This window comes from Hoeflea sp. 108, assembly GCF_000372965.1.
GTDB lineage: Bacteria > Pseudomonadota > Alphaproteobacteria > Rhizobiales > Rhizobiaceae > Aminobacter.
Window position 1 is genome coordinate 488,419 of sequence record NZ_KB890024.1, and the last position, 20,751, is coordinate 509,169.

Sequence of the window (20,751 nt, forward strand, 5' to 3'; positions counted from 1 at the left end):
GCGGCGTGCAGCCGCTGCAACTGAGTTGTCGAAAGAGCTCGTTACAGCCGGTCCATCCGGAACGGCGTTCGAGGTGCTCACCCAATCAACGCTGCTGAATGGGGGGAGCGAGTGAGCGTCTCCGACGGCGGAAAACCGATCGTCTCAAGCAGGATCATCGACCCTGCCAGCTGAATTGTTCGGTTGCGGCCAACAGCGCTTGCCGAATGCCCGGCTCGCTGCTGGAGTGGCCGGCATCGGGAATGATCTCCAGGCGCGATGCGGGCCACCGCTTGTGCACTTCGAAGGCCGTTCGCGGTGGACAGACCATGTCATAGCGTCCCTGGATGATGAGGCCGGGGATCTTGGCCATGTGGTGCATGTTGTCCATGAGATGGTTGGGCGGCAGAAACGCCTCGTTGATAAAGTACGATGCCTCGATCCGGGCGAGCGCTTCGACGACATGCGGCTCCTGGAACCCGTTCATTGTTCCCGGATCGGGGAGGAGCGTAGAGCATGCCCCCTCGTAGCAGGCCCACGCACGTGCGGCCGCGTCGCGCAGCACAGCGTCGTCGCCTTGAAGCCTCTTGGCATAGGCGGAAACTACGTCGGCGCGTTCGGCTTCAGGCAGACAGTTGGCGAAGGTTTCCCATAGTTCGGGAAAGAACCGGCTGATGCCGGTCATGAACCAGTCGATCTCTGCCTTGCTGTTCAGCCAGATGCCGCGCAGGATCGCTGCCGTGACCTGGTCGGGATGGCTTTGCGCATAGGCGATTGCGAGCGTACTACCCCATGAGCCGCCGAACAGCATCCAGTGTTCGAGGCCGAGCTCCCTGCGCAGGGTTTCCATGTCTTCGACGAGTAGGGAAGTCGTGTTGTCCCTCGTCTCGCCGAGCGGCGTGGATTTGCCGGCACCACGCTGGTCGAAGGCGATGATGCGATAGCGCGCGGGATCGAAGTAACGACGATCCTCGGGCTCGGTCCCATATCCAGGCCCGCCATGGACCAGCACAACGGGCTTACTCGCCGGATTGCCCGACTCCTCGAAATACAGCTCGTGGAGAGAGCTGACCCGCAGCCGCCCCGTTCTGTAGGGTTCGATAGCGGGCCACAATTCGCGCAACGCCTGTGTCGAATCCATGTCGGCACCGTCCTGAACCACCGCGGCGAAACAAAGGAAAATGGGCCAGCGCCGCCGCAAATACGCCGCCCGAAAACCGATTTCAGTCGAAGGTGTTTAGGCCATGCGCTGCGGCGCGGTTGTAGCTACGCGTTGCTGCGAGCAACCGAGCGGTGTAGTCCTCTCGCACACGGCCGTCACGTAGCGCGTCAGAGGTGGTTTCCTCCACGATGCGGCCACCGTTCATCACGGCGACGCGCTGGCACATATGAGCGACTACGGCAAGGTTGTGGCTGACCAGGATCATCGTCAGTCCGGAATTGGCGAGAAGCTCCTTCAGCAGGTTAAGCACCTCCGCCTGGATCGACACGTCGAGTGCCGAAGTAGGCTCGTCGAGCAGCAGGATCGACGGCTCGAGGATGGCGGCGCGCGCGATGGCGACGCGCTGCCTTTGGCCGCCGGACAGCTGGTGCGGATAGCGGAATCTGAAACCGGCACGCAACCCGACCCGTTCGAGAGCTGTGCGGATGCGCTCTTCGGATCGATCCAGGCCAAAGATCGAAATCGGTTCGGAGAGGGTGCGATCGATGGTGTGGCGCGGGTGCAGGCTGCTGTAGGGGTCCTGGAACACCATCTGCACGGTTCTATAAAAGCTCTTCGGGCGGTGCTGTGTTTGCGGTTGACCGTCGATTTCGACCGTACCGGTCCAATTCGGATTGAGGCCGGATATGGCACGCAGAATGGTCGATTTTCCCGAGCCGGATTCCCCGACGATACCGTAGCATTCACCCCGGTTCACGCTGAAGCTTGCGTCGCGCACGGCATGCAAGCCGCCGAAATGGATGTTGAGGTTTTCGATTTTTATCGCGGGTTCGCTCATACCAGCCATGCCTTGTCGCGCTGAAGGACGGGTAGCGTCTCGTTCCTGTGGTCGAGGTCTGGCATGCAGTTCAAAAGCCCCTGTGTGTAGGGATGCTTGGCATTGGCCAGATCCTTGGCCTCGAGCGTTTCCATGACTCTTCCGTTGTAAAGAACGATGACTCGGTCACAAAACGAGCCGACCAGAGGCAGGTCGTGGCTGATGAAGATCAGTCCCATGCCGCGCTCCTTCACGAGATCATCAAGGATGGCCAGAACCTGCATCTGGACGGTGACGTCGAGCGCGGATGTCGGTTCATCGGCGATGAGCAGTTCGGGCTCGGCAGCAAGCACCATAGCGATCATGATGCGCTGGCCCATGCCGCCGGACACTTCGTGCGGATAGAGATCATAGACCCGGTTCGGCTCCCGGATATGGACGGATTCAAGTGCGTGCAGCGCCTCTTCCTTCGCCTGCCTATGGCTCATTTTGCGGTGGGCGCGGTAGGACTCAGCTATCTGGCGGCCAACCGTCATGACCGGATTCAACGAGAATTTTGGATCCTGCATGACCATAGACATGTGGGCGCCGCGTAGCGCACCGCGCTGCTTTGCGTCCATCGTCAACAGGTCCTGACCCATGAAGGTCATCTGGTCGGCGCTCACGCGTCCGGGATGAGGGACCAGGTCGAGAATGGCCCGGCCGGTGAGTGATTTGCCGGAACCGGATTCTCCGACGATACCCAAGCGCTCCCGGCCGAGCGAGAACGACAGCCCCCGTACCGCGTGGGTCGTTTCGACCTTGCTGTGGAAGTGAACATTGAGGTTGCAGATTTCCAACAGCGGCTGATCTGTGCTCTGCAAGGTCATCTGGCGTCCAGCACGTCCCGAAGCCCGTCGCCGAGCAGATTGAAGCCAAGGGCGCAGATGCAGATGGCAAGACCTGGAAAAGCCGATACCCACCACTGATCAAAGACCTGCTCGCGGCCCGTGGCCACCATGGCACCCCATTCGGGAAGCGGCGGCTGAGCGCCAAGACCCAGGAAGCCGAGACCTGCAGCCGTCAGGATGATACCGGCCATGTCGAGCGCAGAGCGGACGATCACCGACGGAACGCACATGGGCGTCACCTGTCCCAGGATGATGCGGGCGGGCGATGCCCCCTGCAGGCGCGCCGCTGCGATATAGTCGGACTTGCGGATGACCATAGTTTCCGTCCGTGCAACGCGCGCATAAGGAGGCCATGCGGTGAGGGCTATGGCGAGAATCGCATTCTCAAGACCCGACCCGAGCGCGGATACCAGTGCTAGCGCAAGGATCAGGCGCGGGAAGGCGAGGAACACATCCGTGATGCGCATCAGGAGTGTATCGACCCACCCGCCGAAATAGCCGGCTGTGGCCCCGATCAGCAGCCCGACCGGCCCCACCGTGACCACCACCGCCAGGACGATGAAGAGTGTGATGCGCGAACCGTAGACGATGCGGCTGAAGATATCGCGGCCAAGCGAGTCGGTCCCGAGCCAGTGTTCGGCGCTCACCGGCTGCAGACGCTGCGCCAGGCTCTGGTCGATCGGATCGTGTGTAGCGATCAACGGCGCGAAGGCAGCGATCAAAAGGAGCGTCACGACGATGACGAGGCCGACCATCGCCAGCGGATTGCCGCGAAACACGAGCCATCGGCGATAGGCTTGTCCAAGCCGCGATTGCATCCGCGACTGCGCCTCGTCGGTGAGGAGATAGGTGCGTATATCTGTCATCTCGTCCTCGGATCGAAGAGTCGGCCGGCAATGTCGGACAGGAGGTTGACGCCGATGAATATGGCGCCGATCACCACGGTGCCGCCAAGCACGGCGTTCATGTCGGCATTGAGCAGGGAGTTGGTGATGTAGCGGCCAAGGCCCGGCCAGGCGAATATGGTTTCGGTCAGGACCGAGCCTTCCAGCAGGCTTGCATAGGAAAGGGCGATGACGGCGACGAGCGGCGCCATGATGTTACCCAGCGCGTGCCCCCACACGATCCGGCGCTCAGACAATCCCTTGACACGGGCCGTGGTGATATATTGCTGCTGGAGTTCGGTCAGCATGAAGCTGCGCGTCATCCGGCTGATGTAAGCAAGGCTGAAGAAGCCCAGCAGTGTTGCCGGCAGGATCAGGTGGGAAAAGGCGTCCCGGAAGACCTCCCATTCGCCTTCCATGGCGGCATCGAGAAGAATGACACCGGTCACGGGCGTCAGCATATCGACATACGCCACACTCTGGCGCCCGGGTCCCTCGACCCAGCCCAGCTTCGCATAGAAGAGAAGCAGCCCCATTAGCCCGAGCCAGAAGACAGGAACGGAGTAACCGCACAGTCCGATGACACGCGCCAGATGATCGATCCACTTCCCTCGGTGCACGGCCGCGATGACGCCGATCGGTACACCGATCAGCACGCCGATGATTGTCCCAAGGGTCGCGAGTTCCAGCGTGGCGGGGAAGACCGTCGCAATGTCGGAGAAAACCGAATTGCCTGTCAGGTTCGAGACGCCGAAATCGCCATGGAGAACCTTGCCGATGTAGTCGCCAAACTGGACGAACAATGGTTGGTCGAGGCCGAGCTCGGTCTTCATGTTCTCGTAGACGTCGGCCGGTGCATTCTCGCCGACAACGGCGAGAACCGGATCGATCGGCACGACTCGGCCGATCAGGAAGGTCACGACCAGCAGGCCGAAGAAGGTGGCGAGGATCGTCGAGGTCTCGCGCACAAGGATCCGGCCTGTGGAACCATATCGTCGCAGCGAGATGCCGCCCGCTGCGCTGTCGTTGCCTGACGTCGTCATGTCGAAGGCTCGAAGCGGCGCTCGTTGAGAGCGGGCAGGAAGGTTGGCGAGAAAAGCTCCTCTGCGCTGACCTGTCGGGCAAGGTTAAGGGCGGTGACCACCTGCTCGCAACTGCGGGAAAGCCGCGCCGGATCCACGTCGCCGATGCCGAGGTGCTCCCGCTCCGGATGGCTCATCTCGCGCTCGAGGGTTCCCGTGAACCGACGAAGATTGACCGCGTAGCTCATCTCAGCTCCGTGAGCCATGACGGAATCGATCCCGGCGCGGTGATCGCGGATCGCATCCCGGAAGCCGCGGCTCACTGCACGCACAAGACCGCGAACGGCTTCAGGATCGCGGTCGAGCAACGCTCTCGTCACGACGAGGGCGTTGCCGTAGAAGTCCGGGAGGGCGGAGGAATATTCGAGGAAGCGCGTATTGGCCTCGTGCGGCGAGTTCATATCGCTGAGCGACGCAATGGTGGAATTCACGAAGCCAAAGACACCTTCGCCGGCCTTGTCTTCGATCATGGCGCGCACAAGCTCACCAAGGCTGCCTTGGGCATCCCGGATATCCACGTCGGTGACAGCGAAGCCCAGAGCACGCGCATAGGCTGGAAAGAAGATACGCGCGGAATCGTGGGGATGACCGTAAAGCGTTCTGCCGATCAGGTCGCGGGGCATCTGCACGGGGCCTTCTGCGCGCACCGACACTGTCAGTGGCGTCCGGTTGAACGCCACGAAAACCGCCTGCGGGCCGGTTCCTTCGGGGAGCGACGCCAGCAGCGTCGTCAGCGAATTGATATCCCCATAGACGGCGTCATAGTTCCCCGTCGCGATATCGGCGATGGCGGCGGATGCCCCGCGAGCGCCGGACCATTCGATCTCGAGCCCCTCATCGGCAAAGTAGCTGCGGTCTTCAGCGAGGAAGAAGCCTGCAAGGGGCCCCATTGGGGTATGATTCAGCCGGACACGCAACTTCTTCATGTTGATACTCAATTTGGATTGGAAAGATGGGCCGAACCCCGGGTTCGGCCCAGGCGGTGCGATCGCTACTTCGAGGTCAGGCGGTAGTAGAGCACGCCGTTGGCGGGATCGATCGAGATGTTCTGGACGTTCTTTCTGGAAGCAATGCGGGTCATTCCCTGGAACATGAATATGTATGGGCTGTCGTCCTGCAGCCGTTCTTGGAGATCCACATACATTTGCATGCGCTTTTCGGTGTCACGTTCCTTGACCGCCGCGTCGGCAAGTTCCCTGACGTCCTGTGGGGCTTCCCAGGCATTGCGCCATGCGACGGTCTTGTCTGGGGAGTCGTCGGCATTATTGGGGTTCTGGATGAACGCAAAGGCATGGGACTGCGGGTCACGGTAATCCGGAATCCATGCACTATGCGTAATTTCATGCTGGCGCCCGCGGTAAGCGGTGACCATTTGCTTCAAATCGGTCGCGTTGATCTCGACCTTGATGTTGGCGAGACGCATCGTGTTCTGGACGGACTGCGCCATATCAAGATAGGGCGAGTAGTTGCGCACGTTCAGCTTGACGGTGAACCCGTCGGGATAGCCGCCCTTCGCCAGCAGTTCCTTGGCCTTCTCGACGTCGAGTTTGTAGGGAATCTTGTCCATCGACGCGTCGAAACCCTTCGGCCAGAACGACTGATGCACGGCCCATTGGCCCTTCACGAAACTGTCGGCCATGCCCTGATAATCGACGAGGTATTTCAGGGCTTTGACGACCTCGGGCTTCTTGAAAGGCTCGAACTTTTGATTAAGGCCCAGATATTGTATGGAGGCCTCTACCGACTCCTCTATTGCGATGTCCGGATTGCCCGCGACACCCTGCATGAGATCAGGGGTCAGCGATCGGGCGATGTCGACATCACCGTGCTCCAGCAGGAGACGCTGCGATGCAGGCTCCGGCACATGGCGGATCAGGATTCGCTTTATCTTGGGGGCGCCAAGTCGGAAGTTCGGATTTGCGTCCATCACGAGCGTTTCGTTCGGGCGCCAGGATTTCAGGACGTAGGGACCGGACCCGGCCGAATTGTTGCGTAGCCAGCCGGCACCGAGGTCATTGTCCGTCTCGTGTTCCAGCACCAGTCTCTTGTCCACGACCGAGAAGATGTTGTTGGCAAGAACGTTGAGCACCAGGCTCGGAGCCAGTTCGGCCGTGACGGCCAGCTCGACCGTCATCGGGTCGCGCGCCACGACAAGTTTTTCAATGTTGTCTGGTTTCCAGCCGAACTGAGCAACGACGATTGCCGGCGTTTTGTTCAGTTTGACCATGCGCTGGAGCGAGAACACGACGTCGTCCGACGTCATCGGGTTGCCAGAATGAAACACCTGGCCAGGCCTCAATTTCAGCTCGAACGTCTTGCCGTCGCCAGACACGGTCCAGCTCTCGACCGCGCCACCCACGAGCTTGGTTACGTCCTCAGGCTCGAATTGCATCAACTGTTCGTAGACGTTGTTGATCGTTTCCGTGCCGGAATGTTCGTAGTTCGACGCCGGATCGAGCGAGATGATGTCATCGATCGCCTTGGCGACGACGAGCGTGTTTCCCGGTGTCTCGGCATAGGCGGTACTGGTGAGAAGAAGGGCCGACAGCGCGGCGCCGTGCAGAAAGCGCGATTTCATGGTTCCCTCGGTGTTTTGTGTTTGTTGAAGAACTTGCGGAACTCAGCCGCTTTTTTGGGGAAGTTACTTGGGTATGTGACCGGCCGTCATGGCGCGCTCAGGGGCAATCCTGCGGTCGTCAGAGTTGGGCAGGAAGGCTGTCGTGAACACCTCGTCGACTGTCGGTTGCCGGGGCAGGCTGCGTGTGTCCGCAGTCAGTTTCAGCAGGCGTTCCATCCTGGCTCTGTCGATATCACCCACGCCATCGGCGAGCCTTTGCCAGCCACCCATGTCCTCCTCGATCGTTTCGAGAAGGCGCAGCCGATCGACTTGCAGCGAACGATCGGGAGCGTGGTTGACGAGGGCTCGGATGGCCGCGTCCGGATCGCTGGCCGCCGCGAGCACGCCTCTGTTGATTGCCCGCACGAATGCTTTTGCGACTGCCGGCTTGTCGCGCGCGAAGGTCGGCGAGACCATCAGGGTGCTGCCATATAAATCCTGCGCGAAGTCCTTGAATTTGAGGAAGCGGACTTCGGAGCGAACATCCCTGCCGCTCGCACGTATGGCCGCCGACACCGTAGAAAGATAGCCAAACAGCGCGTCGGTCTTGCCTTCCTTGAGCAGGCTGAGAAGTGCGATCCAGTCGCCGTCATTGCTCACCGCCCTGACCGACCGAGGATCGAGCCCGGCCTTGCTGGCATATTGTTCGAACGTGTTCAGTCCGACGTCGACCGCATGTGCCGTGATCGTGAGACCAGACAGATCGGCAGGCGATGCGACCTGCGAGCGGGCCGGCAGGACAACCACCGACGGCGACTGGTCCATGACCATATAGACGCCGACCGGAGAGGTTTCGGGCTTGCGGGCAGCTTCTTCGATCAGGGCCTGGAAGTCGCCATAGCCGAACTCGACTCCTTCCTTCACCATGCGCCCGGCCGCGCTGAATGCCCCAGTGCCGTCGATGAATTCGACGTCGATCCCTTCATCGCGAAAGTAGCCGCGATCATGGGCCAGCGGGAACCAGGCATTCGCCCCGGTGAAGCCGGAATTCGTCAGCAGCCTTACCTTGTGCATCCGCCCTCCGGCCATGCGGTTTCATGGAAGGTGAAAGCCCGGGACGCAGCCATCGTCGCAATGGCAAGGCCAGGCCCTCACGCGGTTTCCGATCCGGCGTTACTTGGCGAGCGGCTTCGCACGCTCTTCAAGGGGCGGCAGGAATGCACGCGTGAAGATTTCCTCGGCCTTGGGCGTGCGCGGCAGGCGACACGCCTCCGCCATCAAGGCGATCGAACGCTCGATGCGTTTGTCGTCGACGTCGCCGATGCCATGGATGAAGCCTTCCGGATGGGCCATCTCCACCTGCAAGGTGCCCATCAGGCGCGGACCATCGACTTCGCGGCGGAAATTCGGCGCCATCTTCTCGACCGCCTTCAGTGCCGCTTCGGGGTCTTTCAGCGTCTCCACCAGACCACGGTTGACCGCCCCGACCAGACCCTTGACCGCGTCAGGGTGCCTGGCGATGAAATCGGGGCTCATCATCAGCGCGTTGCCGTAGAACTCCGGCACCAGATCCTGGAATTCCAGGAAATCCAGCTTCTCGCGTCCGTCTATGTCGATGCCGCGTAGCGCGGCGATGATCGTGTTGACGAACCCGAAGACGCCGTCGACGTTGCCGTCGACAACCTCCTTGGCGTTGATCGCCATGCTCGAGTTCGAGCGCAGGATGTGGGCGTCTTCCGCATTGATGCCGGCGATCTTCGCATAAGGCGGGAAGGCCTCGATCGCTGCGTCGATCGGGTGCCCGATGATGACCTTGTCCTTGAGATCCCCGGGCTGCTTGATCGGCCCACCTTTCCGCACCCCGATGGTCAGCGGCGTCGTGTTGAAGGCGACGAAGACGGCTGTCGGACAGTTCGTGGGGCGCAGGCCGGCAAGCTTGATCAGCGCGTTCATGTCGCCATAACCGCCATCGTAGCCTTCCTGGGGAATGCGCGTGACGACCGAGGCCGCGCCGTCGCCAGGCGAGAACTCCACCTCCAGCCCGGCTTCCTTGAAATAACCGCGCTCATGCGCAAGGCAGAAAAAGGCGTGCGGGCCGGATATGCCGCCGTTCAACAGGAGCTTGACCTTCAACAGGTCGCCGGAAGCGGCAGCCTGGGCGACAGCCGGGGACACCGCGGACGCCAGGATAGCGGCGCCCCCCATTGCCTTGACGATATCGCGACGCGTCGTTCCCATGCTTCCCCTCCTCCAAGGTGCCTCCGCGTCTGGCGGTGGCCAAGAACCTTGCTGGAGCTTCCTCGTTTCTGGCGTTGCCGTCTATTTCAGAATGTGCAACGCTCCATTGCCGAAAATAGAATGCTGGCTGGCCGATGTCCCGCACCCTGATTCCCGTGTCGCTCATCTACTTCGACCGAGTCGTGACGGAGGGGTCCATTCAGGGGGCGGCCCGCGGCTTGAACATCGCCGCTTCGGCGATCGACCGGCAGATCATCGGCCTGGAAGACCGGCTGAACGCCAGGCTGTTCGAGAGAATGCCCAAGGGCATGCGATTGACGGCGGCCGGCGAGATCCTCATCGGATTGATACGCAGCTGGCAGGCCGAAGAGAGCAAGGCCGTGACCGAGATCTTTCGCTTGCAGGGGATCCAGCAGGGCAAGGTCAAGATTTTCGCGATGGACAGCCACGCAAGCAGCATCCTGCCGCGGCTCGTCCAGCAGCTTGCGGTCGACCATCCCCGCATCGGCCTGTCGGTTCAGATCGGCTCGACCGACGAGGCCGTCGCCGCACTCGTCGACGGCGACACGGACCTGATCGTCGCCTTCAACCTGCCGGTGCTCAGGGAATTGCGCCTGCTTTGGAATTCGACCCTGCCGCTGGGATGCGTGGTTCGTCCGAACCATCCGCTTCTCGATCTGCCGGAAGTCCGGTTGCACGACGTCATCGCCTATCCGATCGCGCTGCAGAGCAAATCGCTGCTGATCCGAAGGCTCCTGGAAACGCGCTACAGCTGGCTCTTCGCCGAGCCGCGGGGGCATGTCGAAACCAACTCCCTGCATCTGGTCAAGAACCTAGCGCGCAGCGGCAACTACGTCGCGCTGACGTCCGAACTCGACACTGCCGAGGAACTGGCCAGCGGCGTGCTCCGCTTCGTGCCGATTGTGGACAGCGACGCGATACGGCAGACCTCGGGCGTCGCCGTGGCTGCCTCGAAGCCCCTAAGCTCGATCGTGGAAATCGTCGCAAATTGCGCCGTGCGGGTTCTGGAAACCGTGTTGCGCGAAGCCCGCAACGGGCCTGCTGACGGGTGAACGTCCAGCTGGCCGAACATCGACGTTCGGCGCGTTGCCCGTCACCCCCCAAGAAAATCCGTCTTTCCCAGCGGCACGCCCTTGCCGCGCAGGATGTTGTAGGCGGTCGTCATCGAGAAATAGAAGTTCGGCATCGCGTGCTCCATCAAATAGTCGCAGGCCGGCACCGAGGTGACCCCGTCATCGAGGGTGATCTGCAGGATCGACTGGTCGGCGGCGTCGAAAGCTTCCGGTGCAATCGCCCCGATGGCGGTCCGTGTCGCCGCTATGCGGGCATGCAGATCGGGGAAGGTGTCGAAGGCCCCGTCGATCCGTAGCGCCTCCTTGTCGGCCAGCAGCGTGGCTGCCGCGACCGCGTGATTGCAGCACAGCCTGATCTGGTGCGTCAGCGGTTTCATGGTTGGGGCGATGCGCGCCTCCAGCAGCTCCGACGCATCGATCCCGTTGTCGACGCAGAAGCGCTCGCCCTTGCGCAGGATGCCATCGAGTGCCCCCAGGGAGCGGACCAGGGCGGGGATTGGCGAACGCATGTCGATCTCCAGATTTTGCGCGTTTTCGGGGGTGCGGCCGGGCCTGCGTCGAACACTTCGTCGGGCGGTCAGGGCCTTCGCGAAAGCTGTCCGACCAGCGAATTCGTTGCAGTTTTTGTATCCATTGACAACACCAAATTGATACACTAGCGTTTTGATAAGACCACTTTCTCGGGAGGAGAGAGAATGTCGAACCGTCAAGAGTTGATGGCAGCCATCGAGAGGATCCGCGCCGCCCCAGGCCGGAGCTCGTGGCGAGAGTAGAACTCAGACCCATAACATTTTGAATTTAAAATAATTATTCCGGCCCACGCGACGTGGGTCGAGGTGATTGTTGTTGCCCGCAAACCACGTCGGCCTGCTGCCAGTATGGCCGAGTGGAGTGTCAAATTGTATCCAAAATGAAGAACATTGGATGCAATCAAACACCCAAAATGACATACAATCAGACGACCCCGCATAGGAGGTGAGGAGCCGATGGCGAACGTTAACGTGCGCAAGCTGGTCAAGTCGTTCGGCGTGGCGACGGTGCTCAAGGGCATAGACGTCGACGTCCGTGATGGCGAGTTTTTGAGCCTTGTCGGGCCATCCGGCTGCGGAAAGTCCACCCTGCTCCGCATGATCGCCGGGCTGGAGCAGATCTCGGGCGGAGACATTGCGATCGACGGCAAGGTGGTCAACGGCCTTGCCGCCAAGGACCGCGACATCGCCATGGTCTTCCAGAACTACGCGCTTTACCCGCACATGACCGTCCGTGAGAACATGAGCTTCGCGCTTGAGATGCAAGGGCTCGGCAAGGCGGAGATCGCACGAAGCGTGGCATCGGCCGCCGCGGTCCTGGGGCTGGACGCGCTGCTTGACCGTTACCCCCGCCAGATGTCGGGCGGCCAGCAGCAGCGGGTGGCCATGGGGCGCGCCATCGTGCGCAATCCCAAGGTCTTCCTGTTCGACGAGCCGCTGTCGAACCTGGATGCCAAGCTGCGGGTGCAGATGCGCGCCGAGATCAAGGACCTGCACGCCCGTCTCAAGTCGACGATGATCTATGTCACCCACGACCAGCTCGAGGCGATGACCATGGCCGACCGCATCGTGGTCATGCGCGCCGGCGTCATCGAGCAGATCGGCACGCCGCTTGAGCTCTATGACTTTCCAGCCAACGCCTTTGTCGGAAGCTTCATCGGCTCCCCGGCCATGAACCTGGTGAAATGCACGATCGCCAACGGCGATACGGGCCCCGTATGCGTCACCGCGGGCAACCAGATTCTCGCGCGGCTGCCGGTGTCGGCAAGGGTCGAGGCGGGAGCCAGGGTGGAAGTCGGCATCCGCCCCGAAGACCTGGAGGTTGGCGATCGGGGGCCGAATGCGGAGGTCGTGGTCGTCGAGCCGACCGGCCCCGAAACCCAGGTCAGCGCCAGTCTCGACGGCCAGCTCATCACCATGGTCCTCAAGGGCCGCGCACAGCTCAGCCGCGGCGAGAAGATCTCGCTGCGCATCGACACGGCGAAAATGCACCTCTTCGACGGCGAGACTGGCAAGAGGATCTAGGTCTTTCGAAAGGGCCGACGCGGTGGAGGAAAAACAAACCCGCCGGCCAGGTGAAGTTCCAACAGGGATGGAGAACATCATGGACTGCAAGAAGAGCATGACAACCGGCCCCGGCGTGTCGCGCCGTTCGGTGCTTTTGGGGGGCGCATCGCTTCTGGCGGCGGCGGCCATTCTGCCCCGGCGCGCCTTCGCCGCCGGACCGGGCACCAATCCGGGAAAATACAAGCTCGACCTTGGCGGTTACACCGGGCCGGAGCTCACCGACGCCCCGATCACCATCAAGGTGATGCGCCAGGAGTTCTCGCCGGAAATCAATGCCCCGATCGCGGCGGCCTACAAGGCCTTCAGCGAAGCCTATCCCAACATCACCATCGAAGAAGAGCGCGTGCCCTATGGCGACCTCGCCAAGAAGGTCCAGCTCTACGTCGCCTCGGGCTCTGCCCCCGACATCATGATGGGCAGCACCGAACTGGCCCCGGTCTACGCCGCCGGCGAAATCGCCGTGCCGCTCAACGACTACTTCTCGCAGGACTTCATCCAGGACATCTATCCGGCGATGCGGGACGCTGCCACGATCGACGGCAAGGTCATGTGCCTGGCCTGGGAATCGAACTCCTGCTTCGTCTACTTCAACCGTGACATCTTCAAGCGCGCCGGCGTCAACACCCCACCTGAGGTCACCGATGTGGATGGCGGCTGGACGGCCGACCAGTTGCTCGATGCCTTGCGTGCCATCACCGAGAAGCTGCGCAAGGACGGCGACCAGGCGACCTTCGGCATGGCTTCGTCGCGCTTCGGCAATCGTGGGCCGGGCTCGAACTACTCGCAGCTGGAAAGCATGTGGGTGCGCATGATGGGCGATCCGGGCGCGCCCAGGGATTCGACCGCCTACAAGACCTTTGCCGGCATTTCCGAGGACGGGCTGACCGCATCGGGATATCTCGATACGCCCGAGGCGATCCAGGGCATGAAGAATTATCAGACGCTGTTCTCCGAGGGCCTCTCGCCCAAGGGGATCGTCGCCGATCACTACAAGGGCGGTGCTGCGGCCATCGACTTCTCGTCCATGGCTTTCGCCAACACCTTCCGCAAGAACGGCGCGCCTTTCGACTGGGGCGTTTCCCCGCCGATCCGCGGCAAGATCCCCTTCGCCTCCAGCGTCGCCGATGCGCCCTTCATCTATTCGGGCAGCCAGCATGTTCCGGAAGCCGCAGCACTCCTGGCCTTCCTGCTCAACGACGCCAACCGCAGGGCCTTCTACGAGGTGCGCGGCTCGATGCCCTCGCGCAAGTCGTTGACCGATGAAGCGCCGGCCTACCAGACCGATCCGGTCGCCATACTCTGCGCCAAGGTAGGCGAGCGGGCCTATGGCTCGCCCAAGTCGGTCGGCTGGCTCGATTACGTCAATGCCGTCAACCCGGCGGTCAAGGACATCGCGCTCGGCGTCGATGTCGGCGAGCGCCTCCACACCACCGCGGCCCAGATCGACCGCCTGCTCGCCAAGTACCGCTAGCAGCGGCCCCCAGCCTCCCTCGGGACAGCCGCTCACCTCCCTCGCTGCGTCATGTGGCGAGGGAGGGCAAGAACTTCATTCGTAAAAAGGCTTGGCCAATGTTCAAAGGATTGTGGACCCCCGACCCCACCCGGCGCGGCGAAGTGTTCGCCGGTCCGGTCATGGTGTTTCCGGTGCTCCTGGGATTGGGCCTGTTTCAGTTCTGGCCGCTGGCTTCGGCGGTGCTGAACAGTTTCCGCACCTTCAACGCCTTCACCAAGCGCCCCAATGGTTGGGCTGGCTGGGACAACTTCACCCAGATCTTCGCCGATCATGTGTTCGTCAACGCCATGCTGATCACGCTGGTCTACATCGTCCTGATGATCGTGGTCGTGGTGCCGATGGCGCTCGGCCTTGCCATTCTGCTCGACAAGCGCATGCGCGGAACGATGCTTGCGCGTGCCGCCATTCTGGGTGCGCTGGCATCTTCCGAAGCCGTGGCGGCTCTCATCTGGGGGCAGCTCTATGAGCCCGGCACCGGTCTCTTCGACGCGATCCTGAAGGCGGTCGGCCTGCCCGAGCAGCCGTTCCTGACCTCCGGTCCCTACGCCATCGTTTCCATCGTCGTCATGACCGCCTGGAAGGATGTGGGCCTGCCCATGCTGATCTTCCTCGGCGGCCTGCAGGCGATCTCGCCGCAGGTGATGGAAGCCGCCGCGCTCGACGGCGCCAGCTCGTGGCGTATATTCCGCCGCATCACCCTGCCATTGCTGCGGCCCAGCATCATACTGGCCATCTTCATGGTCACGGTGGCAGCGGCGCGGCTGTTTACCCCCATCATCCTCCTGACCCAGGGCGGACCGAACGGCCAGACAACCAACCTTCCATTCTATTCCTATGCGCAGGCCTTCGAGTTCTCGTCGCCGGGCACCGCCTCGGCCAGCGTGATGTTCATGATGATCGTGCTGATCGGGATCACGGTCCTGCAGGCCTATCTGATCCGCGACCCGAACGGCAGGAGGCCGTGATGACTGAAAACGTCAACGCCGAGGTGCAGCTGACGGCACTTCCCCAGGCCGCCGCGTCGACGGCTGCCGCACGCGATCCGGTCAAGCTGATCGGCTCTCTCAGCCTCCTGCTCATTGCCTTCGTCTTTGCCTTCCCGGTCGTCTGGGCGGCCCTGACCTCTTTCAAGTCGACGGCTTCGGTGATCGCCACACGCTATCCCCTGTCGGTCTGGAGCTTCTTCCCGCCCGAGCCGACGCTGGAGAACTATTCGGCGCTGTTCACCGAGCTGAATTTCGGCCGTTACCTCTTCAACACCGCCATTGCCAGCGGCGGGCAGGTCATCCTCGTCGTCATCACCTCGACGCTGGCCGGATATGCCTTCGCCCGCCTGCGTTTTCCCGGGCGCGAGGTTCTTTTCGCCCTGACGCTGTTGACCGCCTTCATCCCGCTCGAGGTGATCCTGGTTCCGCTCTACCAGGTGGTTTCGGGCATGGGCCTGACCTCGACCTATCCGGCCCTGTTCCTGCCCTTTGCCGCCCAGCCCTTCGGCATCTACCTGATGCGGCAGAGCTTCATGCAGATCCCCACCGAACTCGACGACGCCGCCCGCGTCGACGGCGCCGGCACGTGGCGCATCTTCTGGCGCATCGCCATGCCCAATGTGAAACCGGCGCTGGCGACGCTCGTGCTGATCCAGTTCATCTGGTCGTGGAACGCCTATCTGTGGCCGCTGGTGATCATGCAGGACCCCAACAGGCAGATCGTCCAGGTCATGCTTGCCGGCCTCAAGGGGTCGCCGAACTATTCGCTCGACGGCCCGCTGTTTGCCGGCCTGACCTTCGTGACGGTGCCGCTGATCGTCATGGCCATTGTCCTGCAGCGCCACTATGTGCGCGGCCTGATGACCTCAGGCATCCGCTAGCCCTCGCCGCGGCCGCACGCCTGGCGGCCGGGCACGACCTTCCAATTTCGATAGACGCATTCCAGAGGAGCTTTCCATGCGCCTGGGTATTGATGGCCGCAAGATTCCCGAAGCCCGCAAGAGGGGACCGGTAGGCAGCATCGAGCATGCAGCCGAACTGGGGCTTGAAGGGACGTTCTTCCGCACCGTGCTCGAGATGAGCCCGGCGCTCGACCGTGGTGAGCTCCGCGCCATCCGGCAGCGTTCGGACGAGCTTGGCATGTATCTTGAAACCGGCCTCGGCAAGATCAATCCCTATGCTACGCCCGAGACGCCCGAACTGCGGCACATCGGAGACGGCGACATCCTGCTCGGCTTCCGCCGCATGATGGAAAGCTGCGCCGAGATCGATTGCAGGGAGCTCTGGGTCGGCACCGCCAGCTCGAAGGGCATCTATCCGCGCCGATGGTCGGTGGACCGTTTCCGCACCGACGTGAGCTGGGACGACCAGATGGTCGCCATCGAGAAGTTCCTCGGCAAGCTCGTCCCGATCGCCCGTGACCTCGGCATTCACATCAACATCGAGACCCATGAAGAGATCACCAGCTTTGAGATCCTGCGTCTCCTCGAAACCTTTGGCACCGAGGCGCTCGGCGTCGTCTACGACACCTCCAACGGCCTGCAGAGATGCGAGCACCCGGTGATGGCGGCCAGTCGTGTCGCCCCTTACGTGCGCCAGACGCATCTGAAGGACGCTGCCGTGGTGCCGGCACAGGGGGGAGCGCTGATGCAGTTCCGGCCCTGCGGCCAGGGCGTGGTCGACTTCCGCGCGGTGCTGGCCGTCATCCTCGCCGCCAACCCCGATGTCAACCTGACGATCGAAAACGAGGAGCCGTCGGAAGAGGGCGAGAAGCCCTATGCCGCCCGCCTGCTCGAAATCCACGACGAGAGCTGGCTGGCCGCTCACCCCGACCTGACGCTGACCGAATATGCCGCCTACACGTCGATGATGATGGCCTTTCAGGCACGCATCGCGGCGGGAACGGCAAGTGACATTCTGCAAGGCTCACGGCCATTCGGCTACCGCGAGGCTGTGGCCGACATCATGCGAAGTGCTGCCCATATCCGGGAAGCTTGCGAAGCGCTTGCCTAGCTAAGCATGGCCGCAGATTACAGGAGAATCCCGGCGAACGTTCGCCAGAGACCCTGCCTGCTAGGGTGTAAATGTGTTGCCGTAGCAGCAAGCCTCGCGGTTGCGACCTCGTTAAGATGAAGATCGGATCGCTTGTTTCGGGCCCAACAGTACGGACCTGATCAATGGCGATCGAGCAGAAGACCGGCCGGCCAGCCTCCTTGCGGGTCGTTCACGCGGCCTTGAGCACCGGCTGACTGACGCTGTTGTCGTCGTCGAGATGGCGGCGCGCGGTCAAGCCTGCCTTGGCGACACGGTCATGGTAGAGCGCCACGCCTTCCGCCGGTTTCACGTCGCCGTCGGCGACGCGGCGCAGGACCTCGATCAGATCGAGCGGCGATTCAGCCTGGTTGATCTTGCGGCCGAACAGCGCGAGCCGAGCGCCGTAGCGCTTGGCCTGATGCAGCAGTTCGAGGGTGTCACGTGTGGTGCCGGCGTTGCCGCCGAGCACGCCAACGATCATCTGGTCGTCGTAGCCGACCAGTTCCTCCATGGCCCGGGGGCCGTTATAGGCGACCTTTAGGAACAAGGGCGCCGCCTCCCTGTCCACGCCCGCCAGGCAACGCACGATGCAGTCGTTGACGAATTCGCCAACCTCGACTCCTGCCAACTGACCGACATTCGGATTGAAGACTTCGAGGAAATGGCGGAAGCCGAGAGCATTGCAGTCGGTCCGGAACTCGTTGTAGGCGGCCAATGTGCGCAGGTCGGCCGCGACGTCATTGGTGAATGTCAGGCTGTAGAGGCCGAGATCGGCTCCGGCCACGCCGTTTGCCAGCGGTGGTCGGCCGCCATGCATGACACGTGACAGGTCGGCGGTACGGAAGGGCATTGAGGCTGTCGCGCGATAGGTCCCGTGGCGCGGCAGCCATATTTCGCTGGTGTCGTTGACGCGCGCGGCGCGCGCCATGCTGCTGCCGGCGAACAGCTCTTCGTCGATCGCCAACTGGTGCAGGTTGTAGGGCGACAACAACATCAGGTCGACGATGTCCTGCCGTACGATGGCGCGAACGGTTTCGAGGAAACCGCCGCGATCCTGCGGTCGATCCCGCTCATCCGTGCCGCGCACCAGACCGAGCGCATTGATGCCGCGCGCCATGTCGGGGTCCTTGGCGTCGCAGATCAGGAATTCCTTGCTGCCGAACGGATCGCGTCGGATCGCTGCGAGCTTCTCGTCGAGGCGGGTGTCGCGCGTCATGGCCGCGCTGCGAGGGGTAGCCTGGTCATGCATCGGTCATCATCCAGTCGAGATTGAGTTCGGAGGCGAAGCGAGCGACGTCGGCCGGAGCCGGAAGGCCAGCCCGCCCGCCTGGGCGGCTGCATTTGAGCGCTGCCACGGCATTGGAGAAGGCGATGGCCTCCACAATGGGACGTTCATGCGCCAGCGCCAGTGCGAAGGCACCGTGGAATGCGTCCCCAGCACCTGTCGTGTCGACCACGTCGACGCGAGGCGGCGGTGCGTTGCGGAGCACGTTTCCGTCCAGCCAGTAAAGCCCTGCCGCGCCGTCCGTCACGCCGACCAGGGCGTGGCCGGGGCGCCGTGCTGCGGCGAGCCCATTTTCTATCGAGTCCGTTCCTGCGAACTGCGCAAGGCCAGGCCGCGAGAAGATAACGTGATCGGCCGCTTCGACGATTGCCGCCACAGTAGCCGGCGGTTGGCGCGAGATGTCAGCGTCGAGAACCGAAGGAATGCCTGCGGCGCGCGCCGAGCTCAGGCAGCGAAGGGCGCCGTCCGGCCAGCTCAGGTCGCACAGGACGGCATCGCCCCAGCTTTCCGGCGTGAGCCAGTCCGCACCCGCTGGCATCTGGGGGTCGGCATAGGCGACGACCAGCCTCTCGCCATCTGCATCTACCAGTACTGACGCGCCGGAGGAGCGGACATCGGGGAATGCGCGCAGCCAGCTGGCGTTGACACCCGCCGCTTCAAATTCGCTGCGGATTGCGGCGCCGACATTGTCGTTGCCCGTTCGTGCCGCGATGGACGCTTGCCCGCCGAGCCGAGCCACCGTCACGGCGGCTGTTGCGGCGGGGCCGCCGCCGACCTCGCGTCGGTCCTTGGCGTAGACCTTCACCGCACGATCAGGGATGCGGTCGAGCGTGAGGATCGTGTCCTGAAGGGCAAGTCCGACGCAGAAGACGGAGCGCTGGCGCAGACTAGACAAGTCGCATCCCCGTCTCGGGGTGGAAAAGATGGATAGCGTCGAGATCGACCGCGAACTGCCGCGCCTTCTCGCCGGCATGGGCGCTGCCGGGGCGCACGCGGGCCATCACCTCGCGTTCCCCCAGCCCGACCACGGCAATCGAATCGGCGCCGTGGTCCTCGACCAGGATGATGTCCGACACGAAGGTTCCTGACCCGGCTTCGCCTGCAAGGCCGACGTGTTCGGCGCGCAAGCCGACTTCGACACGGTCGACGCCGGCGCGCTTGACGATCTCGTTCCTGCTCGCTGGCAACAGCAACTGCTGGTCCGCGCCAAAGTCGAGCACGCTGCCAGCCGCTTCGTGCCTGATCGCCGCCGGGACGAGGCTCATGGGCGGCGAGCCGATGAAGGTGGCGACGAAGCTGTTGACGGGACGCTGATAGATCTCGTTAGGTGTGCCGATCTGCTGCACCTCGCCGAGGCGCAGCACTACGATCCTGTCGGCCATGGTCATGGCCTCGATCTGATCGTGCGTGACGTAGATGCTGGTGGTGCCGAGCGTCGCCTGGAGCTTCCGGATTTCCATCCGCATGCCCACGCGCAGCTTGGCGTCGAGATTGGAAAGCGGTTCGTCGAACAGGAAGACCTTGGGATCGCGGATCAACGCGCGTCCCAGTGCCACGCGCTGACGCTGGCCGCCGGAAAGCGCGCGAGGCTTGCGCGCGAGATAGGGCTCGAGTTCGAGTATCCGTGCGACTTCGCGCACCTTGGCATCGATCTGGCTGGCGGCAAGGTCGCGCATCTTGAGCGCGAAGCCCAGGTTCTCGGCAACGGTCATGTGCGGATACAGGGCATAATCCTGAAAGACCATGGCCATGTCCCGGTCACGCGGCGCCACCGCGTTCAGACTGCGGCTGTCGAGCTTGATCTCGCCGCCACTGATGTCCTCCAGCCCCGCGATCATCCGCAGGAGCGTGCTCTTTCCACAGCCGGAAGGCCCGACGAGTACGACGAATTCGCCGTCGCCGACGTCGAGGTCGACTGCCTTCACCGCATCGACATTCCCGAAGCGCTTCTGCACCCCCCGCAGTGTCAACTCAGCCATTTTCTTCTCGCTCCCTGTTGACAACGGACGTTTGTAAAGCAGAATAATTACACAGTGTAAATATGTAGGCGAGAGATGTCCGGTCGATTTGTTCCGCGCAGCAGAAGGGAGACGCGAGCCAGCGTCCTTGAAAGCCTTTTGCGCTCAAGGGGCGG

The 20,751-nt window shown here is 62.6% G+C and carries 19 protein-coding genes; 6 read left to right on the forward strand and 13 right to left on the reverse strand.

The annotated features are described in order from the left end of the window. Nucleotides 1-154: 154 nt before the first annotated feature. The 9 genes from pip to B015_RS0102410 form a co-directional block, all read right to left on the reverse strand. Complete coding sequence (gene pip / locus B015_RS0102370; protein WP_018426052.1) at nt 155-1,180, reverse strand: prolyl aminopeptidase; 1,026 nt, start codon at nt 1,178-1,180, stop codon at nt 155-157. A gap of 22 nt (nt 1,181-1,202) precedes the next feature. Then, nucleotides 1,203-1,979, reverse strand: a complete 777-nt coding sequence (locus B015_RS0102375; protein WP_018426053.1) for an ABC transporter ATP-binding protein — start codon at nt 1,977-1,979, stop codon at nt 1,203-1,205. After that, the gene (locus B015_RS0102380; protein WP_018426054.1) at nt 1,976-2,827 is read right to left on the reverse strand and encodes an ABC transporter ATP-binding protein; all 852 of its coding nucleotides are present in this window, start codon (nt 2,825-2,827) and stop codon (nt 1,976-1,978) included. Before B015_RS0102380 ends, B015_RS0102375 begins: the two co-directional genes overlap by 4 nt. Next, nucleotides 2,824-3,714, reverse strand: a complete 891-nt coding sequence (gene nikC / locus B015_RS0102385) for a nickel transporter permease (RefSeq protein WP_018426055.1) — start codon at nt 3,712-3,714, stop codon at nt 2,824-2,826. The genes B015_RS0102380 and nikC overlap by 4 nt, the downstream gene beginning before the upstream one ends. Then, nucleotides 3,711-4,775: an ABC transporter permease gene (locus tag B015_RS0102390; RefSeq protein WP_018426056.1), complete on the reverse strand. Its 1,065-nt coding sequence runs from the start codon at nt 4,773-4,775 to the stop codon at nt 3,711-3,713. Before B015_RS0102390 ends, nikC begins: the two co-directional genes overlap by 4 nt. After that, the gene (locus B015_RS0102395) at nt 4,772-5,740 is read right to left on the reverse strand and encodes an ABC transporter substrate-binding protein (protein WP_026226805.1); all 969 of its coding nucleotides are present in this window, start codon (nt 5,738-5,740) and stop codon (nt 4,772-4,774) included. Before B015_RS0102395 ends, B015_RS0102390 begins: the two co-directional genes overlap by 4 nt. 65 nt (nt 5,741-5,805) lie before the next feature. Next, nucleotides 5,806-7,392, reverse strand: a complete 1,587-nt coding sequence (locus B015_RS0102400) for an ABC transporter substrate-binding protein (RefSeq protein ID WP_018426058.1) — start codon at nt 7,390-7,392, stop codon at nt 5,806-5,808. Nucleotides 7,393-7,455: 63 nt separating this feature from the next. Further along, nucleotides 7,456-8,445, reverse strand: a complete 990-nt coding sequence (locus B015_RS0102405) for an ABC transporter substrate-binding protein (protein WP_018426059.1) — start codon at nt 8,443-8,445, stop codon at nt 7,456-7,458. 99 nt (nt 8,446-8,544) lie between these two features. Continuing rightward, a complete protein-coding gene (locus tag B015_RS0102410) occupies nt 8,545-9,609 on the reverse strand; it encodes an ABC transporter substrate-binding protein (protein WP_018426060.1) in 1,065 nt (354 codons plus the stop codon). Nucleotides 9,610-9,743: 134 nt separating this feature from the next. On the opposite strand from B015_RS0102410, the gene B015_RS0102415 reads away from it, so the two are divergent. Continuing rightward, nucleotides 9,744-10,682, forward strand: coding sequence for a LysR family transcriptional regulator (locus B015_RS0102415; protein WP_018426061.1), 939 nt, complete (start codon nt 9,744-9,746; stop codon nt 10,680-10,682). A gap of 41 nt (nt 10,683-10,723) precedes the next feature. Here B015_RS0102415 and B015_RS0102420 read toward each other — a convergent pair whose 3' ends face one another. Further along, nucleotides 10,724-11,212 carry a DUF1993 domain-containing protein gene (locus tag B015_RS0102420; protein WP_018426062.1) on the reverse strand — a complete coding sequence of 163 codons (489 nt, stop codon included), beginning with the start codon at nt 11,210-11,212 and terminating at the stop codon, nt 10,724-10,726. Between the two features lie 477 nt (nt 11,213-11,689). Here B015_RS0102420 and ugpC (B015_RS0102425) point away from each other — a divergent pair, with 477 nt between their 5' ends. The 5 genes from ugpC (B015_RS0102425) to B015_RS30285 all read left to right on the forward strand — a co-directional run bounded on the left by ugpC (B015_RS0102425) (nt 11,690) and on the right by B015_RS30285 (nt 17,311). Continuing rightward, a complete protein-coding gene (gene ugpC / locus B015_RS0102425) occupies nt 11,690-12,757 on the forward strand; it encodes a sn-glycerol-3-phosphate ABC transporter ATP-binding protein UgpC (RefSeq protein ID WP_018426063.1) in 1,068 nt (355 codons plus the stop codon). A 79-nt stretch (nt 12,758-12,836) separates the two neighbouring features. Beyond that, nucleotides 12,837-14,270, forward strand: a complete 1,434-nt coding sequence (locus tag B015_RS0102430; RefSeq protein ID WP_157632675.1) for an extracellular solute-binding protein — start codon at nt 12,837-12,839, stop codon at nt 14,268-14,270. 98 nt (nt 14,271-14,368) lie between these two features. Further along, nucleotides 14,369-15,277, forward strand: coding sequence for a sugar ABC transporter permease (locus B015_RS0102435; RefSeq protein WP_018426065.1), 909 nt, complete (start codon nt 14,369-14,371; stop codon nt 15,275-15,277). Further along, nucleotides 15,277-16,179: a carbohydrate ABC transporter permease gene (locus B015_RS0102440; RefSeq protein WP_018426066.1), complete on the forward strand. Its 903-nt coding sequence runs from the start codon at nt 15,277-15,279 to the stop codon at nt 16,177-16,179. The genes B015_RS0102435 and B015_RS0102440 overlap by 1 nt, the downstream gene beginning before the upstream one ends. A gap of 76 nt (nt 16,180-16,255) precedes the next feature. Further along, nucleotides 16,256-17,311 (forward strand): TIM barrel protein, encoded by a 1,056-nt coding sequence (locus B015_RS30285; protein ID WP_018426067.1) that lies wholly within the window; start codon nt 16,256-16,258, stop codon nt 17,309-17,311. Between the two features lie 211 nt (nt 17,312-17,522). Here B015_RS30285 and B015_RS0102450 read toward each other — a convergent pair whose 3' ends face one another. From B015_RS0102450 to ugpC (B015_RS0102460), 3 genes are read right to left on the reverse strand one after another with little or no spacing between them, the layout of a single operon-like run. Next, nucleotides 17,523-18,548, reverse strand: a complete 1,026-nt coding sequence (locus B015_RS0102450) for a hypothetical protein (protein ID WP_026226807.1) — start codon at nt 18,546-18,548, stop codon at nt 17,523-17,525. Nucleotides 18,549-18,573: 25 nt separating this feature from the next. Next, nucleotides 18,574-19,512, reverse strand: coding sequence for a PfkB family carbohydrate kinase (locus B015_RS30290; RefSeq protein WP_018426069.1), 939 nt, complete (start codon nt 19,510-19,512; stop codon nt 18,574-18,576). Beyond that, nucleotides 19,505-20,596: a sn-glycerol-3-phosphate ABC transporter ATP-binding protein UgpC gene (gene ugpC / locus B015_RS0102460; RefSeq protein ID WP_026226808.1), complete on the reverse strand. Its 1,092-nt coding sequence runs from the start codon at nt 20,594-20,596 to the stop codon at nt 19,505-19,507. The genes B015_RS30290 and ugpC (B015_RS0102460) overlap by 8 nt, the downstream gene beginning before the upstream one ends. Nucleotides 20,597-20,751: the final 155 nt, after the last annotated feature.

What these genes read in the sequence shown, in the direction of transcription:
- B015_RS0102375 (WP_018426053.1), bottom strand. Translation starts at nt 1,979, where the DNA reads ATGAGCGAACCCGCGATAAAAATCGAAAACCTCAACATCCATTTCGGC.
- B015_RS0102380 (WP_018426054.1), bottom strand. Translation starts at nt 2,827, where the DNA reads ATGACCTTGCAGAGCACAGATCAGCCGCTGTTGGAAATCTGCAACCTC.
- nikC (WP_018426055.1), bottom strand. Translation starts at nt 3,714, where the DNA reads ATGACAGATATACGCACCTATCTCCTCACCGACGAGGCGCAGTCGCGG.
- B015_RS0102390 (WP_018426056.1), bottom strand. Translation starts at nt 4,775, where the DNA reads ATGACGACGTCAGGCAACGACAGCGCAGCGGGCGGCATCTCGCTGCGA.
- B015_RS0102395 (WP_026226805.1), bottom strand. Translation starts at nt 5,740, where the DNA reads ATGAAGAAGTTGCGTGTCCGGCTGAATCATACCCCAATGGGGCCCCTT.
- B015_RS0102400 (WP_018426058.1), bottom strand. Translation starts at nt 7,392, where the DNA reads ATGAAATCGCGCTTTCTGCACGGCGCCGCGCTGTCGGCCCTTCTTCTC.
- B015_RS0102405 (WP_018426059.1), bottom strand. Translation starts at nt 8,445, where the DNA reads ATGCACAAGGTAAGGCTGCTGACGAATTCCGGCTTCACCGGGGCGAAT.
- B015_RS0102410 (WP_018426060.1), bottom strand. Translation starts at nt 9,609, where the DNA reads ATGGGAACGACGCGTCGCGATATCGTCAAGGCAATGGGGGGCGCCGCT.
- B015_RS0102415 (WP_018426061.1), top strand. Translation starts at nt 9,744, where the DNA reads ATGTCCCGCACCCTGATTCCCGTGTCGCTCATCTACTTCGACCGAGTC.
- B015_RS0102420 (WP_018426062.1), bottom strand. Translation starts at nt 11,212, where the DNA reads ATGCGTTCGCCAATCCCCGCCCTGGTCCGCTCCCTGGGGGCACTCGAT.
- ugpC (WP_018426063.1), top strand. Translation starts at nt 11,690, where the DNA reads ATGGCGAACGTTAACGTGCGCAAGCTGGTCAAGTCGTTCGGCGTGGCG.
- B015_RS0102430 (WP_157632675.1), top strand. Translation starts at nt 12,837, where the DNA reads ATGGACTGCAAGAAGAGCATGACAACCGGCCCCGGCGTGTCGCGCCGT.
- B015_RS0102435 (WP_018426065.1), top strand. Translation starts at nt 14,369, where the DNA reads ATGTTCAAAGGATTGTGGACCCCCGACCCCACCCGGCGCGGCGAAGTG.
- B015_RS0102440 (WP_018426066.1), top strand. Translation starts at nt 15,277, where the DNA reads ATGACTGAAAACGTCAACGCCGAGGTGCAGCTGACGGCACTTCCCCAG.
- B015_RS30285 (WP_018426067.1), top strand. Translation starts at nt 16,256, where the DNA reads ATGCGCCTGGGTATTGATGGCCGCAAGATTCCCGAAGCCCGCAAGAGG.
- B015_RS0102450 (WP_026226807.1), bottom strand. Translation starts at nt 18,548, where the DNA reads ATGACGCGCGACACCCGCCTCGACGAGAAGCTCGCAGCGATCCGACGC.
- ugpC (WP_026226808.1), bottom strand. Translation starts at nt 20,596, where the DNA reads ATGGCTGAGTTGACACTGCGGGGGGTGCAGAAGCGCTTCGGGAATGTC.